Origin of the sequence: Pararhizobium sp. PWRC1-1, from assembly GCF_049897905.1 — a bacterium.
GTDB lineage: Bacteria > Pseudomonadota > Alphaproteobacteria > Rhizobiales > Rhizobiaceae > Pararhizobium.
The window spans coordinates 244,374-259,637 of sequence record NZ_JAFCXE010000004.1 but is presented as its reverse complement, the minus strand read 5'-3'; the positions used below and the strand labels follow the sequence as shown (position 1 = coordinate 259,637).

At 57.1% G+C, this 15,264-nt stretch carries 20 protein-coding genes and 3 pseudogenes; 10 read left to right on the top strand and 13 right to left on the bottom strand.

All coding sequences use genetic code 11. The features are described 5' to 3' along the window. Positions 1-10: 10 nt before the first annotated feature. From ACP7E0_RS09190 to ACP7E0_RS09175, 4 genes are all read right to left on the bottom strand, one after another. Positions 11-739 (bottom strand): response regulator, encoded by a 729-nt coding sequence (locus tag ACP7E0_RS09190; RefSeq protein ID WP_426124416.1) that lies wholly within the window; start codon positions 737-739, stop codon positions 11-13. After that, complete coding sequence (locus ACP7E0_RS09185; protein WP_426124415.1) at positions 702-1,661, bottom strand: PAS domain-containing protein; 960 nt, start codon at positions 1,659-1,661, stop codon at positions 702-704. Before ACP7E0_RS09185 ends, ACP7E0_RS09190 begins: the two co-directional genes overlap by 38 nt. Next, the gene (locus ACP7E0_RS09180) at positions 1,658-2,455 is read right to left on the bottom strand and encodes an alpha/beta fold hydrolase (protein ID WP_426124414.1); all 798 of its coding nucleotides are present in this window, start codon (positions 2,453-2,455) and stop codon (positions 1,658-1,660) included. Before ACP7E0_RS09180 ends, ACP7E0_RS09185 begins: the two co-directional genes overlap by 4 nt. 160 nt (positions 2,456-2,615) lie before the next feature. Further along, entirely contained in the window at positions 2,616-3,017 is a 402-nt protein-coding gene (locus ACP7E0_RS09175) for a hypothetical protein (protein ID WP_426124412.1), read from the bottom strand. 61 nt (positions 3,018-3,078) lie between these two features. Between ACP7E0_RS09175 and ACP7E0_RS09170 the strand changes: the two are divergent. The 3 genes and pseudogenes from ACP7E0_RS09170 to ACP7E0_RS09160 all read left to right on the top strand — a co-directional run. Further along, positions 3,079-3,258: pseudogene (locus ACP7E0_RS09170) on the top strand (alkyl sulfatase C-terminal domain-containing protein); the annotation flags it as partial. 52 nt (positions 3,259-3,310) lie between these two features. Next, complete coding sequence (locus ACP7E0_RS09165) at positions 3,311-3,757, top strand: hypothetical protein (RefSeq protein WP_426124411.1); 447 nt, start codon at positions 3,311-3,313, stop codon at positions 3,755-3,757. Further along, positions 3,754-3,945 (top strand): hypothetical protein, encoded by a 192-nt coding sequence (locus tag ACP7E0_RS09160; RefSeq protein ID WP_426124409.1) that lies wholly within the window; start codon positions 3,754-3,756, stop codon positions 3,943-3,945. Before ACP7E0_RS09165 ends, ACP7E0_RS09160 begins: the two co-directional genes overlap by 4 nt. Before the next feature lie 15 nt (positions 3,946-3,960). On the opposite strand, the pseudogene arsH reads toward ACP7E0_RS09160, so the two are convergent. From arsH to ACP7E0_RS09130, 6 genes and pseudogenes are all read right to left on the bottom strand, one after another. Beyond that, positions 3,961-4,643: pseudogene (arsH, locus tag ACP7E0_RS09155) on the bottom strand (arsenical resistance protein ArsH). A gap of 16 nt (positions 4,644-4,659) precedes the next feature. Continuing rightward, entirely contained in the window at positions 4,660-5,082 is a 423-nt protein-coding gene (gene arsC, locus ACP7E0_RS09150; RefSeq protein WP_426124408.1) for an arsenate reductase (glutaredoxin), read from the bottom strand. Further along, a complete protein-coding gene (locus ACP7E0_RS09145) occupies positions 5,079-5,780 on the bottom strand; it encodes an aquaporin (RefSeq protein ID WP_426124542.1) in 702 nt (233 codons plus the stop codon). The genes arsC and ACP7E0_RS09145 overlap by 4 nt, the downstream gene beginning before the upstream one ends. A 4-nt stretch (positions 5,781-5,784) precedes the next feature. Then, positions 5,785-6,294 carry an arsenate reductase ArsC gene (locus ACP7E0_RS09140; RefSeq protein WP_426124407.1) on the bottom strand — a complete coding sequence of 170 codons (510 nt, stop codon included), beginning with the start codon at positions 6,292-6,294 and terminating at the stop codon, positions 5,785-5,787. Positions 6,295-6,298: 4 nt separating this feature from the next. Then, on the bottom strand, positions 6,299-6,682 hold the full coding sequence (locus ACP7E0_RS09135; protein ID WP_426124406.1) for an ArsR/SmtB family transcription factor: 384 nt from the start codon (positions 6,680-6,682) through the stop codon (positions 6,299-6,301). 696 nt (positions 6,683-7,378) lie between these two features. After that, positions 7,379-7,540: a hypothetical protein gene (locus ACP7E0_RS09130; protein WP_426124405.1), complete on the bottom strand. Its 162-nt coding sequence runs from the start codon at positions 7,538-7,540 to the stop codon at positions 7,379-7,381. Between the two features lie 236 nt (positions 7,541-7,776). Between ACP7E0_RS09130 and ACP7E0_RS09125 the strand changes: the two are divergent. Beyond that, positions 7,777-8,496: pseudogene (locus ACP7E0_RS09125) on the top strand (sulfatase-like hydrolase/transferase); the annotation flags it as partial. A gap of 20 nt (positions 8,497-8,516) precedes the next feature. Here ACP7E0_RS09125 and ACP7E0_RS09120 read toward each other — a convergent pair. Next, on the bottom strand, positions 8,517-8,966 hold the full coding sequence (locus tag ACP7E0_RS09120) for a MarR family winged helix-turn-helix transcriptional regulator (RefSeq protein WP_426124404.1): 450 nt from the start codon (positions 8,964-8,966) through the stop codon (positions 8,517-8,519). A 344-nt stretch (positions 8,967-9,310) separates the two neighbouring features. Between ACP7E0_RS09120 and ACP7E0_RS09115 the strand changes: the two genes are divergently transcribed. The 6 genes from ACP7E0_RS09115 to ACP7E0_RS09090 all read left to right on the top strand — a co-directional run bounded on the left by ACP7E0_RS09115 (position 9,311) and on the right by ACP7E0_RS09090 (position 13,550). Next, positions 9,311-10,078 (top strand): alpha/beta fold hydrolase, encoded by a 768-nt coding sequence (locus ACP7E0_RS09115; protein ID WP_426124403.1) that lies wholly within the window; start codon positions 9,311-9,313, stop codon positions 10,076-10,078. Positions 10,079-10,147: 69 nt separating this feature from the next. After that, positions 10,148-10,564 carry an aconitase X gene (locus ACP7E0_RS09110; RefSeq protein ID WP_426124402.1) on the top strand — a complete coding sequence of 139 codons (417 nt, stop codon included), beginning with the start codon at positions 10,148-10,150 and terminating at the stop codon, positions 10,562-10,564. Positions 10,565-10,865: 301 nt separating this feature from the next. Further along, positions 10,866-11,840, top strand: coding sequence for an MBL fold metallo-hydrolase (locus ACP7E0_RS09105; RefSeq protein ID WP_426124401.1), 975 nt, complete (start codon positions 10,866-10,868; stop codon positions 11,838-11,840). Positions 11,841-12,435: 595 nt separating this feature from the next. Further along, complete coding sequence (locus ACP7E0_RS09100) at positions 12,436-12,822, top strand: cytochrome P460 family protein (RefSeq protein WP_426124400.1); 387 nt, start codon at positions 12,436-12,438, stop codon at positions 12,820-12,822. A gap of 32 nt (positions 12,823-12,854) precedes the next feature. Beyond that, a complete protein-coding gene (locus ACP7E0_RS09095) occupies positions 12,855-13,094 on the top strand; it encodes a cytochrome P460 family protein (RefSeq protein WP_426124398.1) in 240 nt (79 codons plus the stop codon). A gap of 36 nt (positions 13,095-13,130) precedes the next feature. Beyond that, complete coding sequence (locus tag ACP7E0_RS09090) at positions 13,131-13,550, top strand: cupin domain-containing protein (protein ID WP_426124397.1); 420 nt, start codon at positions 13,131-13,133, stop codon at positions 13,548-13,550. Between the two features lie 348 nt (positions 13,551-13,898). Here ACP7E0_RS09090 and ACP7E0_RS09085 read toward each other — a convergent pair whose 3' ends face one another. Both ACP7E0_RS09085 and ACP7E0_RS09080 read right to left on the bottom strand, forming a co-directional pair. Then, on the bottom strand, positions 13,899-14,513 hold the full coding sequence (locus tag ACP7E0_RS09085; protein ID WP_426124396.1) for an alpha/beta fold hydrolase: 615 nt from the start codon (positions 14,511-14,513) through the stop codon (positions 13,899-13,901). Between the two features lie 179 nt (positions 14,514-14,692). Next, entirely contained in the window at positions 14,693-15,214 is a 522-nt protein-coding gene (locus tag ACP7E0_RS09080) for a DUF417 family protein (RefSeq protein WP_426124394.1), read from the bottom strand. Between the last annotated feature and the right edge of the window lie 50 nt (positions 15,215-15,264).

The following is a 15,264-nucleotide window of genomic DNA, read 5'->3' as shown; positions in this document are numbered from 1 at the left end:
TATTTCCATGTCACGCATCGAGCGCGGCACGAACTTTGCGGGCAAGATCGCCTAGCGTCGCGGGCTTTTGAAGGAAAATGACTCCTGGATCCAGCACACCGTTATGGACGACCGCATTGCGGCTATATCCAGTTGTAAACACCACCGGCAGTCCCGGTCGCTTAATCCTTGCCTCGTCTGCAAGCAGCCGACCATTCATCTGCGGCATGACAATGTCGGTGAACAGCAGCGCCACATCTGGGCGCTGCTCGATAGTGGCAAGAGCTGCAATGGGTCCGTCGACGGCGATAACCGTATAGGCGAGCTCTTCTAGCATTCGAGTGTGGATCTCCCGGACGCTGGTATCATCCTCAACCAGAAGAACGACTTCGCTTGCTGCCCCGCGGGGCACGCTGTCATTTCTCACATGCTGCGCGGTATCGTCTTTTCCATACTCACGTGGCAGATAGATCTTCAGCGTCGTGCCGATACCGACCTCCGAATAAATCTTCATGTGACCGCCGGACTGCTTGGCAAACCCGAAGACCTGACTGAGGCCGAGGCCCGTTCCCTTGCCCACCGGCTTCGTCGTAAAAAACGGGTCGATCGCCTTTTTGATAATGTCCTGCGGCATTCCGCAGCCCGTGTCAGTAACAGCAATCATGACGTACTGGCCGGGTTCGATGTCATGCTCGGCAGCATAGGCTTCATCGATATGGGCATTAGCCGTTTCGATCGTTTGTTTGCCACCATCTGGCATGGCGTCGCGGGCATTGACCAGCGAGATTGAGCACGGCGTTCTCGAGCTGGTTCGCGTCGGCCTTTGTGCGCCAAAGTCCTGAGGTCAGCACAGTCTCTTTCTGGATAACCTCGCCAAGAGTAGAGGCAAGGATCTCCGCCATGTTCGCCACTAGCTTGTTGGCATCTACGGTTTCTGGCGACAGCGGCTGCTGCCGAGAGAAGGCCAGAAGCCGCTGTGTCAGCGTCGCGGCGCGGTTTGCGCCATCCAGGGCGGCTGCTAACAATTTAGGAACGTCGTCAAGCGCGCCACGATCGATACGGCGTTGCGCCATGTTAAGGCCGCCGATTACGACGGCGAGCATGTTGTTAAAATCGTGGGCAACATCACCGGTGAGGTGACCAAGCGCCTCAATCTTCTGAGCCTGATGCAATGCAGTTTCAGCGGCGATTTTTTCCTGCACTGCCGTCGCGACACGCTCCTCAAGGTTTGCGTTCAGGTCTTTCAGCGCCGTTGCCGCGCGCTCTGCCACCGCTCTCGCTTCGAGGAGTTCCTTTTCATAGCGGCGCCGATCGGTCGCGTTGAAAATGGTAATCCGGATAAACCGGACAGCTCCCTCTTCTGCAATCCGCGCGACAGCGTTCACGAGCACGGGCAGGCGAGACCCATCTGCTTTTACCATGTCGAGAGCAACTTCGTTGAATGCGCCCTGCATCGTCACCAACGGCGCGAAATGGGTTTCGAAGTAGATCTTCCCAGGCATGGTCAGGAAATCGATGAACCTGCGGCCAACGATCTTGTCACTGGATAGGCCAAGCCAAGAAGACAGCGTTCTGTTGGCAAGCATGATGCGTCCGTCAGGTGCTGCCGAGATGTAACCGCAAGGCGCGTTCTCGAAGAGGTCGACGAGTTCGTCGACCTCGCTGCCAATCTGCGGGGTCATTCGACGTCCACAAACGACCGAATCGCCTCAGTCGTCTCTTTGGGATGGCTAAGGTTCGGGCAGTGACCCGTTGCATTCATCAAGACCAGCTTGCTGTCGGGCAGTTTGGCATGCAGGTAGTGACCGACGGATACGGGAGCGATCACATCCTCAGCACATTGCAGGATTAGGGAAGGAACCGTCACGTTGTCGAGATCGTCTCGATTGTCCGCCATGAAAGTCGCGCGCGCGAAATGCTTGGCGATTTCCGGGTCAGTCTTGCAGAAGCTGTTTGTCAATTCCTCTGACAACTCGGGGTGCTCCGGATTGCCCATGATGACAGGCGCCATCGCCTGCGACCAGCCCATATGATTGCTGTCTAGGAACTCCAACAATTCGTCCACTTGTTGCTGGGTAAAGCCGCCGTGATAGTCACCGTCGTTGATATAGCGCGGCGATGGGCCGACAAGCACGAGCCTGGAGAACATTTCCGGTGCCTTCAACGACGCCAGCACGCCCATCATGGCACTCACGGAATGGCCGACGAAAATGCCGTCGTCGATTCCAAGCTCATGCCCGAGCTCAACGATGTCGGAGGCATATCCCTCAAGCGTCCCGTACTTCTGAAAATCATATGCAGAAAGGTCGGAGCCGCCGGCCCCGACATGGTCGAAGGTGACGACACGGAAATCGTCCTCAAACTGTGGTGCTACATAGCGCCACATATTCTGATCGCAACCGAACCCATGAGCGAACATCATGGTACGGGTACCGTTGCCGGTAATCTTCGCGTTATTGCGGCGGGAAAACGACATAGATGAGACCCTTCGTTTGCTCGAAAGATAAAAGGTTCGGCTGCTCGGGTGACGTAAGCCTCTGATATTCGCAGAGACGCGTATTCGTCAAGCCAGCCATGAGGGCCACCCCAAATCCTGCTCGAAACATGGCTGCCCCTTAGTCCGGCCGATGTCGCGCCTACGCAATCTCGTAAAGGAAGTCGCAGACGAGATCCGCGATGAGGCCGGCTTGGGCGTCGCTCATGTAGGCGGCCGTTTCCACTGCGGTAGCCTCCACGTCACCCCGATCGACGGCGATCAGGTCGAGTATTCTTGCAAACTTGATTGTTAGTTCAGGATCGCCGGCGAACTCATCGATGGTCACGCTCAGCAGACTTTCGGTCGCGTCGATCAGCCGGGTCTGAATACTTTCAGGAGATGAGGCCAGCACTCGGAGCGCTTCGAACAGAAGGGCCCGTGCTTTCGGGTATTTAACGTCCATTTTCGTGTAACCTTCTTCTGGCGCAAGACCAGACGCTCGTTTGTTGCAGGGCGAGGATATGCGTTCGTTGCTGCCTATCAGCGTGTCGATTTCGAACAACCTCGGCAAGCAGTATGCCCTTACCGTTGAAAATGCGACCTAGAACTACACGGATAGACCTGCAGACAAGGCCGACGTGAAATTGACCCCCACCAAGGAGCTTCTCGACAGGATACAGCTGAAGGAAACGTCGCTCGTCAGCTCTGGCGGCTTGAAGGTCGACGGGAAGAGCGAGGCATTCACCGAATTCATTGACTTGCTCGATAACTATCCCTTCTGGGTCAACATCGTGACACCTTAAACTAATCGGGCCGGTAACCGCATCCGACTTGCTGTTATAAGGGGTTGCCGCCATGCCTTCTAACAAATACCAATCACCGATGGCCTCGATTGTTATCGCCGCTTGGGTCGGGGTATCTTTGGCGGCGATCGTTATTCTTGGGTCAGGGACTGCAAAAGGATGTTCGCTTGAAGGCGGAATAGCCTCAGATTTCCTGACCCCTCAGCACCATCGCTCGCTGGAGGTCGCGATGGCAATCCGCCAAGCGGCCTCCGACAAAATCCTCATTCTGATCGCAGCAAAGCATTCGCCATGGGCGTTCTATCAGGTGTCGAGGTATCTTCGGAAGTTCAGCGATGTGCTTTCCGCCAAGGGCGAAGTCGGATTACTGACCGGGGATTACTACGTGTTACTCGTCGAGTATGGTCTTTGGGGAAAGTCGTCCCCCGAACGCGGCGGCTCGGTTCGGCTGAGGGTGCACGTCGACAAACCTGCCGCTGACGCAGGAGGCCGCCGATGACGGTCCCGACGGTCGAACCTGCCGCCATGACGAACAAGAAGCTCCGGTTGCGGCCGATGACCGCAAAGCTCTGGTCGTGGCTGTATCAGGTGAATGCAACCAGTATCGTCGGAAGGCTGACGGCGCGCGAGACGGTGTTTTTGGGGTGTCATGGCACGGCGCGAACTGTCCGGCCAGATACAACGTGAAAATTCCACGGTGATTCAGATGGATTTCAGTGATGCACGCTGCTCCAGCCTTTCGGCATCTTCCCTGCGCTCGCTGTAGCGATCGGTCAGGTAGCCGGAGACGTCACGAGTAAGGAGTGTGAACTTAACCAACTCTTCGCAGACGTCGACGACGCGGTCATAGTAGGAGACGGCTTCATTCGTCCGTCGGCGTCGAATTCCTGGAAAGCCTTTGCGACCGACGACTGGTTCGGGATGGTGATCATCCGCATCCAGCGCCCCAGAATGCGCATCTGGTTCAAGGCATTGAACGACTGCGAACCGCCCGACACCTCCATGAGCGCGAGAGTCTTGCCCTGCGTCGGCCGTACCGATCCAATCGAAAGTGGGATCCAGTCGATCTGCGCCTTCATGATTCCGGTCATGGCGCCGTGGCGTTCAGGACTGACCCAGACCTGGCCTTCGGACCACTCCGACAACTCGCGCAGTTCCCGCACCTTGGGGTGGCTCGTCGGTTCTGCATCGGGGAGGGGAACGCCCGCCGGATCGAAGATGCGAACCTCGCATCCGAGATGCTCCAGCAGGCGCGCGGCTTCCTTTGCGAGAAATCGACTGTAGGAAACCGTGCGCAGCGAACCATAAAGGATGAGAATGCGTGGCTTGTGCGTCGAGAAGGCAACGCGCAACGCATCATTGTCGGGAAGCCGGACATGCTCCATGCCGACAGCGGGGAGATCAGCCAATCCGCTTGCCCTCCGCGTCAAGCACCTGTTCGCCGTCTTCCTTGGCGAACGCCCCCTTGTGGGTGTCGGGAAGGATTTCGAGCACGACTTCGGACGGACGGCAAAGGCGGGTTCCCATCGGGGTGACCACGAAGGGACGGTTGATTAGGATCGGATGGTCCATCATGGCGTCCAGGAGCTTGTCGTCAGCCAAGGCGGCATCATCAAGGCCGAGTTCTGCGTAGGGCGTTCCTTTCTCGCGGATCGCTTCACGAACAGCCAGACCCGCGTCTGAAATCATCGTAACGAGCTCATCCCTTGACGGCGGCGTCTTCAGATATTCGACGACGATCGGTTCGATGCCCGCGTTCTGGATCATCGCCAGCGTATTACGCGACGTCCCGCAGTCGGGGTTGTGGTAGATGGTGGTTTTCATTCGGCACCTTTGAGAGTGAGGTTGGTTGCGGGAGTGGTTTCAGGCTCCCGCAGCATCCATCCTGCAATGGCCATGGCGAGCAGCGCGCCCAGCACCTCCGCCACGATGAAGCCGGGCAGGTCTATCGGACGGATACCTGAGAAGGTGTCGGACAAAGTTCGGGCGATCGCGACGGCCGGATTGGCAAAGGATGTCGATGCGGTGAACCAGTACGCGGCGGTGATGTAGAACGCGACCAGCGCCGGTATGGATTCAGGTCGGAACCGGATGCCGCCGAGAATGGTCAGGACGAGACCGAACACGGCGACTACCTCCGCGATCCATTGTCCCGAGCCCGTGCGCACCGTCGCCGAGATCTGCAGGATCGGTAGCTCGAACATGGCATGGGCGATCAAGGTTCCTGCAATGCCACCGAGAACTTGTGCGAGGACATAAGAGAGCGCCGACCGTGCCTCGATCTCTCGCTTCAAGGCAAAGACCATCGTCACGACAGGATTGAAGTGTGCACCCGAAATCGGCCCCAGGAGCGTGATCAGCACGAAAAGGATCGCACCCGTCGGGATGGTGTTGCCAAGCAGGGACAGCGCCACGTCGCTTGTCAGGCGGTCCGCCATGATGCCGGAGCCGACGACGGTGGCGACAAGCATGGCGGTGCCAAGCGCCTCCGCTGCAAGGCGGCGCGACAGATCAAATGCCACGGCTTCAGCCCGCCCTTGGAAGGTTGCGACCGATCTCGTCAAGCCGTTTCTGCAGGGCGAGCTTGTCGAGAGTGCTCATCGGCAGGCTGATGAAGATGGAAATCCGGTTGTTGAGCATCCGGTAGGTGTCGGCAAACGCAAAGTGGCGCTCTGCCTCCGTACCTTCCACCGCTGCGGGATCAGGGACGCCCCAATGGGCCGTCATGGGCTGACCGGGCCAGACGGGGCAGGACTCATTGGCCGCGTTGTCGCAGACGGTAAAGACGAAATCCATTTCGGGCGCGCCGGGGACCGCGAATTCCTCCCAGTTCTTCGAGCGGGCGAACGCGGTGTCGTGGTTCAGACCCTTGAGGAGCTGCAGCGTGAACGGATGGACTTCTCCCTTGGGCTGGGAGCCAGCCGAGAAGGCCTTGAACTTGCCGGAGCCGATCCGGTTGAGGATCGCTTCGGCGATGATCGAACGCGCCGAGTTTCCGGTGCAGAGGAAGAGGACGTTGTAGGTTCGGTCGGTCATTGGATCAGTTCCGTGGGTTGGTGTCGGAGGTTGCGGAAATGGTCGGCGTCGTCGGTAGGCAGCAAGAGGTGAGGTCTGCAATCAATGGAGCGCATAGCTCGGGGTTGCCGCCGCAGCAGTCCTTGATGAGAAACAGGGTCAGGTCACGGAGACTGTCGAGGTTGGCCCGATAGATGATCGAGCGGCTATGTCGTTCGCTGTCGATGAGACCGGAACGAGATAGAATGCCTAGATGCGTCGACATCGTGTTGTGCGGCACGAGTATGAGCTTGGCGATCTCGCCAGCCGGGAGGCCTTCGGGTTCGTGCTTCATAAGGAGGCGGAACACCTCGAGCCGTGTGGACTGGGCAAGGGCGGCGAGGGCGGGAATTGCTTCTAAGTTATCCATATGTCGAGAATAATAGAAAATATAGGATTTACAAGTGCGTTGCTGGCCGTCTGTTGATCACGCGCTAACCGCAACAGTCCTTCGCATTTGCCGAAAGGTCTTTGACACGCAGTCGCTTCCCGGACCGCCTGCGAAGGTCTCTTTGCACGGGGTCACAAATACCTTAAGGCGCGTTTCAAGGAGACGCAGTTCGTGTCCACCAGGATGAAACAGGACCAACAAGGACGGGCGTGAGGTTGTCTGCCAAAACTTCAAATCCGCGCTTTGCGAAGCCGGGTACTTACTGCGTTCACAGTTTCAAACAGGGCACCCGGAGGGCGTATCGTTTTAATACAAGCGTAAATTGGGATGTCCGAATATGCGCACGCCGAGGCGCCCACGATCTGTCCCGCCTAGGTATTGTTACTCACCCGCGCTCGCCTCTCGGATGGGTTTACCGCGCCGCCCGCTCCCGAGGGTCTCGTCGGAGCAAACGTTATACCGCACTCCAGATCCTCATGGCAGGTTCCCGATCAAACTTGTGAAGGGGAGGCCCTTCTCGGGGAGGACGAGAAGGGTGAAGGTTTTGGTGCTGGAAAAATAGCCTTATGCGAAGGTTCGCTCCCTTGGCTACTTGCAGTATCGCTAACTTATGTGAGCGACTGATGTCGTCCAAACGTCCAACGGTTCTCCAGCCTTGTCTAAATCCGTGTCAGCTCACTTCCAGAACCGTTTCGCATCGAGCACATCGTCCAACGCGTCCTGCGCTTTGCGGATGAGCGAGGCCTTATTCGCAAGGGAGACAAGCTGGGCGGCCTCCGGATGTTCGCGGAGGCCGTGTTTGTCGAGGACGTCCGGCCCGGTGGTGAGATCGTTCAACGCGCCTAATTGATCTTGGAGGCTTTCCATTGCGGCGATGAAACGTTTGTAGCGACAGGCGCTTCGCTTATCCGCAAAGGACGACCCGAAGAACTCGGTACAAGGCCTCGGATGCGAGGCGCTTCAGGTGAGCGAATTCAGAAGGCGATCCCGATAGAACGTGTTGGTTCGGCCGACAGGCGACCTCAGCGGACGGCCATGCTGGCGGCCCTGCCGTGAGTCTCAGCCTAGTCGCCGAATTGGCGGATGACGTCGGCATCTGGAACATAGGTGCCTACAATCGTGGCATGATGGCTGGACGAACGCCTCACCTCGACAAACTTGCGGCTGAAGGATGCTCTTTACCGACTACTACGCCGAAGCAAGCTGTACTGCGGGCCGAGCGAACTTCATTACCGGCGAATTGCCAGTCCGCACGGGCATGACGACGGTCGGTCAGGCAGGTTCACCGATTGGGTTGCCCGCAGCCGCTCCCACCATTGCAACCGTACTAAAGGACATGGGCTACGCCACGGGTCAATTTGGTAAGAACCATCTTGGCGATCTTAATGAGTTTCTTCCGACCGTTCATGGGTTCGACTTCGACGCCATGGAGCACCCATCACACCCAGGCTATCCGCAAGAGTTGTTCAATGTCGTGGGTCCGCGCAACATGGTTCACTCATGGGCGACACAGGTGGATGATCCCACGGTGATGCCGCGCTGGGGCAAGGTGGGCAAACAACGGCATCGAAGATGCCGGGACGCTTTATCCCGAGCGCATGAAGACCGTTGACGACGAAATCCAGTCCCTCTCCTTCAAGTTCATTGAGAAGGCCAAGGCGGAGGGCAAGCCCTTCTTCCTCTGGCTGAACCCGACCCGAATGCACATAGTAACGCATCTCTCGGACAAGTATGAAAACATGCGCAACTCTGAGAATGGGTGGACCATTCACGAGGCTGGTATGGCTCAACTGAAGGGAAGTCGGGTCTCAGGTCACTTGATCTTGTCTCGAATGTTGTCGATCGAGGCTTTGACGGCTCGCACCACCTCAGCGTCCATTCCGACGGCTTCCTCAATGCAGCGCATGACATCAGCGGCGTGGATTTTCAGGGCGTGCCCTTTCTCCGTCGGATGAATGAGGACCTCGCGCTCGTCTTTAGGATTGCGGGTCCTCCTAATCAGCCCTGCCGCATCCAGCCGCTTCAGGAGCGGTGTGAGCGTACTGGAATCCAGAAACAGGATTTTACCGAGTTCCTTCACGTTCTGACCGTCACGGTTCCACAGCGTCACCATGACCAGGTACTGCGGATAGGTGAGGCCGAGGCTATCGAGCAATGGCCTGTAGAGCTGTGTGAATGCATGGCCTGCAGAATAGAGAGAAAAGCAAAGCATGCCGCTGACGTCGAACGAGACGTTGTCGGGGTCAGATGGGGCATCGATCATAGCAGACTCCTTTCCCCACAAATAATTTGTAGGCAATCTATTTGCAAGCGATTGACAGATGGCGCAGCACCGGGCATATAGATCGTGCACAAATTAATCGTCCACAAACAAATACTGATCCTGGAGGGCGAGATGTCGGTTTTTACCACCGACGGAACACGAGATCGTGCTGATTGACAACTCGGCCCATTACACTGCCGTGCCTTACATAGTGTGGGAGTGACCGGAGCTGACCGTTTCAACGCCTATGGAATCGCTTTCATCCGCGGCTGAACATCCGCAGCTTCTCCCCCAAGCGAAAGAACCTTCTAACCACCACCCTGACCTTTAGAAAAGGAACTATCATGTCGAAGTTCGTTGCAAGCCTTGTCGTTGTTGGCGCCCTGCTTTCGGGTAACGCGGTTGCCCAGCCCGCCAAACCCACAGTTGTTCTCGTTCATGGCGCCTTTGCCGACTCTTCGAGCTGGAACGGTGTCACTCGGATACTGCAGAAGGATGGCTACCGTGTCGTTGCCGCCGCCAATCCATTGCGCAGCGTCTCATTCGACGCTGCCTATGTCTCCGATGTTGTCGCAAGCATCGAAGGACGTGTCGTACTCGTTGGCCACTCCTACGGCGGCCAAGTGATCACCACTGCTGCAAACGGCAGGGATAACGTCAAGTCGTTGGTGTATGTGGCGGCATTTGCGCCGGATGAAGGCGAGGCGGCGGCCGATCTTGCCGGCAAGTTCCCGGGTGGCACCCTCGGGCAGGCGCTCGCTGCTCCAGTAAAGCTAGCCGACGGCGGCACGGACCTCTCCATTGATCAGGTAAAGTTCCACGATCAGTTCGCTCATGACGTAGGCGCCGATGACGCTGCGCTTATGGCGGCCGGTCAGCGTCCGATCACTGAAGCGGCACTGACGGAAAAGTCAGGCAAGCCGGCCTGGAAGGCGCTGCCCTCCTACTTCATTTATGGCAATGGCGACAAGAACATTCCTGCCAAGGCATTGGGCTTTATGGCTGAGCGAGCAGGCTCGAAGCGCACGGTCGTCGTGGAAGGCGCCTCCCATGTAGTCATGGTCTCCCAGCCACAGGCCGTCGTCGATCTCATCGAGGAAGCTGCGCAGTGAGCCACTAGCCTCTTACAGAAGACCGGTCTCTCAAACGACCGGTCTTTTGCCACCGTCTCCAGCGCACCGATGTTTCGCATCGTTGGGGTGACGCCGGAGGCGATGACGCTGGATGCCGTTGTGCCTGAAGGCATTTGTGTTCCTTCGATTTGTCTTCCGCTCGATTCGCTTGCGTCGCGTTGGGAGGAACTCAACAGTGCTGGCGGGGAGCGCGTCGATCTCGTCTCGCGCGGTAATCCGCACTTTTCTCTTGGTGAAATTGAAAGGCTGGCGTCTCTGTGCGGCGGGCGAATAAAACATGCGCATGTAGAGGTACTGGTCACCTGCGGCCGATTCTCACGACAAGGCCAACGAAGCCGGGCTGATAGTTGCGCTCGAGCGATTTGGGGTCCAGTTTGTGACGGACACGTTTTTCGATTGAGGGGAAATCCTTGCCGCCTGTTAGCGCGGGTTGCGCGTGCCGAGCCCGGACGGCAAGGCTGCTAGCCCTTGCCATTGCCTGCATGACCTGGCCTACGCCCCTGAACACTCGTCCTTGAGCAGCTTCCTTATGGGAACAAGTGTGGCTCAACGCCGGTCACTGAGTTGGTCGTCTTTGCGCAGTGTTCGTCACGCGTCCCTCAGCCATAATCACTTCGAACGCGACGAGAAGGCCAAGATCGAAGGCACTCACAAAAATGATCGATAGGTGTCATCAGTCCTATCGGTTTGATTACTTGTGGAGGTATTGATACCTAAAAGCTAGTTGACACCCCCAATTATCTTGGTCTGAAACTCTGGAGCTGCCATGCACACCCGCCGTTCACTTCTGATCAATTCCGGTAGAACTGCCCTCGCTGCCGGGACGCTAACCGCGCTTCCCGCCGCTGTTTTCGCCAAAGCGCCCATGGTGGGCAAGCAAGCAGCTGGTTTCTACCGCGTCAAACTCGGCTCTTACGAAATTACCGCACTCTCTGACGGCACAGCAAAGCTGCCAATGTCGAAGATCTATAAAAATATCGGTGAGGAAGAGGCGGAAACATATCTGGTCGACAGATATCAGTCGGGCTCGGCGGAAATTTCGGTCAACGCCTTCCTTGTCAATACCGGGGAACGGCTCGTCCTTATAGATGCGGGCACTGGTGACTTATTGGGCCCATCATTGGGGAAGCTTGTCTCTAACATCGAGGCCTCGGGATACAAGGCGTCCGAGATCGACGACGTGATACTGACCCACATCCATGCCGACCACTCCGGCGGGCTTATTACCAATGGAAGGCGCGTGTACGAGAACGCGGTTCTGCATGTCAACCGGCGAGAGGAGCTGTTCTGGCTGAAAGCCGACGCCGAGAGGAAGGGTGACAAGGTTCTCGGCCCGCAGATCGCTCAAGCCGAACAATGCGTCGGTCCTTATGTGGACGCCGGCAGGTTGAAAACCTTCGATGACAACGCTGCGCCTGTTTCTGGGTTCGGCTCGGTTCTGCTCTCCGGTCATACACCCGGGCATAGCGGCATCATTGTTGAAAGCGAGGGGGAGAAAATTGTTTTTTGGGGCGATGTCGCTCATGGCGATGTTCTCCAGTATGATCAACCGGAGGTAACGGTGGACTTCGACGTCGATCAGAAAGCCGCTTCGGCCACACGTGCTGTCGCGTTCGCCGAAGCCGCTGATCAGCGATATCTGGTTGCAGGCGCTCATCACGCGTTTCCCGGGATTGGTCATGTTCGTCGTGACGATACCAACTATGACTGGGTGCCCCTCGTGTACCGGGCCTCTTACTAGAGCTTTTCACCGTTTTCGCCGTCGCCGACATCCCGCACGACGGGCTTGGCGACGGTGACGGCGGGCTTCGGTTGTTCCGACCCAAGAGAGGCTACCACAACGCCTTCTTAGATTTTCGAACCAAAGCCGTTAGTCTAAAACACCAGCCGGATCGTAGTTCTCGTCGTAGAAACATTGACGCCGGTTTCCGCGAACTATGATTTTTAGCGCGTAAACGAGCAAAGTGCTGTGGGCGCGTTCATCAACCACGCTAAACCGTTGTTTCAGCAATGCCTGATGTAAATCGCCAGCGACGGAATGGCTCTGCCTGCCGCGGCCTCCAAGACGCAAGACAGGGAGCGTGTGTCGATCTTTGCACGGAATGTAAACACGTCCTGTCCGCGATTGTTTGAAGTACCGCGCGCGGGGAGGCATCTTACCCTCGCAGACGGTCTGCCGCTTTGAACAAAAGAGCCAACCAGTCCCACAATGAGGATTGCGCATGGCGCCATACGCGATGCGCATTGGCTTCTTACCCGTTAAAAATGTAATATTTTCGGTAAGTTAGCAGGCGAATAGGTTTTCGCCATGAGCGAATAACCCAGAGGGAGCTTTCATGAGGCGCATCTTGACGTTTTTCGCCGGAACTCTCATCGGTGGAATACATTCGGCTGTAAGCGCCAGCGGGTGTCCATCCGCAGTAACGGCCAAGCTCGCGTTTACCGAGAGCGGCCAAGCCGAGCTCCCAAGGGGTTACAGATCCTGGGTTCACGCATATGTGGCCTGGGAACCGATAACCACTTCCTTGCTGGATGAAAAGCTTACTCCTACTCCAGAGTTTCATAACGTTAATGTGGAGCCTTACGCTTACCGAACTTACATGGAGACGGGAAAGTGGCCTGAAGGATCGCTGATCGTAAAGGAGTTCAGCTTTACCAGCGTCGACGCTAAAAATTGCGATGGTCCGCCGCGTATCTGTGTAACGCCTGGTTCGGCAAAGTGATTTATCAACACGGTTTTACAGGTATCGCCCTGATGCTCAAGGACAGCGAGCGCTACCCGGAGGACACCGGAGGCTGGGCGTATTTCTCGATCGGCCATCAGCAGCCTCCCTATCAGAAACTTGCAACGAAGCATCCGAAAGAGCGGTGCGCACAATGCCATATTGACCGCGTAGGCGCAGAACAGGACTACGTGTTTTCCGTAAACCAACCTGGCCTAAGCCGGGAAGGGGATGACGCGAGACACAATCTGGAGGCTGCTTTTCCGAACTGACAACAAGGCCGCTAGGCCTGGGATGGGAGAAAATAAATGATCGACCTGAAGAAGCTTTTTGTCTGTGCAGTGGTCGCCGGCGTGGCCAGTTACGCTCATTCTGCATCTGCCGAGGATCAAGTCGACATCAAAGGAATCACTTGGACCGAATTGGAAAGGGTCCCGCTCGCAGGTTCACCCAAAAGGGAAGAAATCCTCGGCATCGCCGTCATTGAGCCGGGGGTAACGGTCGAACTCCACATCCACGAAGATTATGAAGTTGGATATCTTCTCGACGGCGAGTTCAGCTTGGAAACCGAGGGTGAAGCCGTGCGGACGTTCAAAGCTGGCGATAGCTATGCTATCCTGCCGCGCAAGGCCCACGCCGCGACGAGCACAGGGAAAACTGCTGTGAAGGAACTGGTCACCTATATTGTCGAAGCTGGAAAACCGCTTGCTGAGCCGCCGAAAAAATAAGTGATTTCCCCGGACGCCGTCTACCCGCGTCCGGGCCACGCACGATGCCAAAGATTGGAAGCGGGATGGTCACGAGGGGATTTTCTGGAAAATCCACGGACAACAACTTAATCAACCCTATTCCGCCTGGGCAGCATGTCGTTGAAGGATTTCCGGTTCTTACCGCTGGTCCGACGCCTCGGCGTGCTTGGATCCTTTGCCGCGCTGCCGATGTAACGCGATGACCAGCCCGCAATCACGCTGGCGGCATACTCGGCATCCTTGGCGCGGGTCAGAAGATGATCCGCTCCGTCGAGGGAGACAAAGCTTTTTGGGTGTTTCGCTGCCGCAAAAATCAACGCGGCATTTTCAATTCCGACGGTGTCGTCGAGCGGCGGATGCAGGATAAGAAGCGGCTTGCGCAGGGCGGGGATCCGCACCGACAAAATTGGCTGTCCTGGCATCCTCAATAAACTGCCTCTCAATCGTGAATTCACGTCGATGTAACGAAACCGTCGCCTCGCCCTTTCCCTCGATTTCCGCCAGGTCCGATCCAAAATTGTGCAGGACGTGGGCGACGTCTGCCGGAGCGCCGATGGTCACCACAGCCTCGATGCCGGGGATGGAGGAGGCTGCGGCTAAAACCGCAGCACCTCCAAGCGAGTGGCCGATGATGAGGCGGGGCGCCTCGCGGATATCGGCCAGATGGGCTGCTGCCCGCTTGAGGTCCTCTATATTGGATGAGAAATTCGTTGACGCGAACTCTCCATCCGAGGCTCCCAAACCTGTAAAATCGAAGCGCATGAGAGCGAATCCATGCCGTACAAGCCCGGCAGATATCCGGCGTACAGCCATCAAATCCTTCGAGCAGGTGAAGCAGTGCGCAAAAAGCGCATAGCCGCGGATGTCCCCGTCTGGCAAGTCGAGCCGGGCGGCAAGTATGCCGCCCGCGTGGCCCGCGAATTCCAGTTTCTCGGTTTTCATTGTGGTTATCCTTGGAGAAATCAGGCTGTCCGGGGCATGGGCTTTGCCCAGCCCCCGTTGGAGTTTCTAGCGGGATCGACCAAGGCCAAGCTTGGCCTGGCCGTCCCAGTCTGTCGAGGGAAACGAGATCGTGATGATCTGCGACGTGTTCTTCGCCAATCCTCGACGGAAGCGATCGATCAGGCCTGGGAAACCTGGGACTTGGCACGTGTGAGACTTTCGCCAAAAATGACGATGCTTATGCCGAGAAGCGACACGTCTTTGAGCAGGAACTGACCAACAGGATTGATCCAGGGGAAGCCGCCAAGTTCGGCGTACCAGATCGGTAGCGCGAACATCACCGAAACGGTGGTGAGGAAGGTGAGCGAGCCGATCGCACCACCGAGTACCCCGGCGCGCGCCGACCAGGGCGATGCGATCAGGAGAATGGCGGTGAAGATTTCCGCGGTACCCAGAAGGGCCGTAGCGCCGACTTCTCCGAAGGCGGGATAGAGCCATGACAGCCATGGGGTGTTTGTGATGAGAGGCTTCAGCGCATCGACTTCAATCTGGGTGAATTTGAGAAGGCCGATCAGCAGAAGCGGCAAGACCACTCCCGCGAGTGCTACGCCTCGGCCGGCCTTCGTAATCGTGGCGGCGGATATGATGCGATCCAAGCCTGTGATAGCGCGATCGGCGACGGATGTGATGTTCTGTGTCATTTCGTTCTCCTTTGATTTGTATGCGCCAAGCATATATTAATTTTGCTTGA

What these genes read in the sequence shown, in the direction of transcription:
- ACP7E0_RS09190 (WP_426124416.1), bottom strand. Translation starts at nt 739, where the DNA reads ATGCCAGATGGTGGCAAACAAACGATCGAAACGGCTAATGCCCATATC.
- ACP7E0_RS09185 (WP_426124415.1), bottom strand. Translation starts at nt 1,661, where the DNA reads ATGACCCCGCAGATTGGCAGCGAGGTCGACGAACTCGTCGACCTCTTC.
- ACP7E0_RS09180 (WP_426124414.1), bottom strand. Translation starts at nt 2,455, where the DNA reads ATGTCGTTTTCCCGCCGCAATAACGCGAAGATTACCGGCAACGGTACC.
- ACP7E0_RS09165 (WP_426124411.1), top strand. Translation starts at nt 3,311, where the DNA reads ATGCCTTCTAACAAATACCAATCACCGATGGCCTCGATTGTTATCGCC.
- ACP7E0_RS09160 (WP_426124409.1), top strand. Translation starts at nt 3,754, where the DNA reads ATGACGGTCCCGACGGTCGAACCTGCCGCCATGACGAACAAGAAGCTC.
- arsC (WP_426124408.1), bottom strand. Translation starts at nt 5,082, where the DNA reads ATGAAAACCACCATCTACCACAACCCCGACTGCGGGACGTCGCGTAAT.
- ACP7E0_RS09140 (WP_426124407.1), bottom strand. Translation starts at nt 6,294, where the DNA reads ATGACCGACCGAACCTACAACGTCCTCTTCCTCTGCACCGGAAACTCG.
- ACP7E0_RS09135 (WP_426124406.1), bottom strand. Translation starts at nt 6,682, where the DNA reads ATGGATAACTTAGAAGCAATTCCCGCCCTCGCCGCCCTTGCCCAGTCC.
- ACP7E0_RS09120 (WP_426124404.1), bottom strand. Translation starts at nt 8,966, where the DNA reads ATGATCGATGCCCCATCTGACCCCGACAACGTCTCGTTCGACGTCAGC.
- ACP7E0_RS09115 (WP_426124403.1), top strand. Translation starts at nt 9,311, where the DNA reads ATGTCGAAGTTCGTTGCAAGCCTTGTCGTTGTTGGCGCCCTGCTTTCG.
- ACP7E0_RS09110 (WP_426124402.1), top strand. Translation starts at nt 10,148, where the DNA reads ATGTTTCGCATCGTTGGGGTGACGCCGGAGGCGATGACGCTGGATGCC.
- ACP7E0_RS09105 (WP_426124401.1), top strand. Translation starts at nt 10,866, where the DNA reads ATGCACACCCGCCGTTCACTTCTGATCAATTCCGGTAGAACTGCCCTC.
- ACP7E0_RS09100 (WP_426124400.1), top strand. Translation starts at nt 12,436, where the DNA reads ATGAGGCGCATCTTGACGTTTTTCGCCGGAACTCTCATCGGTGGAATA.
- ACP7E0_RS09095 (WP_426124398.1), top strand. Translation starts at nt 12,855, where the DNA reads ATGCTCAAGGACAGCGAGCGCTACCCGGAGGACACCGGAGGCTGGGCG.
- ACP7E0_RS09090 (WP_426124397.1), top strand. Translation starts at nt 13,131, where the DNA reads ATGATCGACCTGAAGAAGCTTTTTGTCTGTGCAGTGGTCGCCGGCGTG.
- ACP7E0_RS09085 (WP_426124396.1), bottom strand. Translation starts at nt 14,513, where the DNA reads ATGAAAACCGAGAAACTGGAATTCGCGGGCCACGCGGGCGGCATACTT.
- ACP7E0_RS09080 (WP_426124394.1), bottom strand. Translation starts at nt 15,214, where the DNA reads ATGACACAGAACATCACATCCGTCGCCGATCGCGCTATCACAGGCTTG.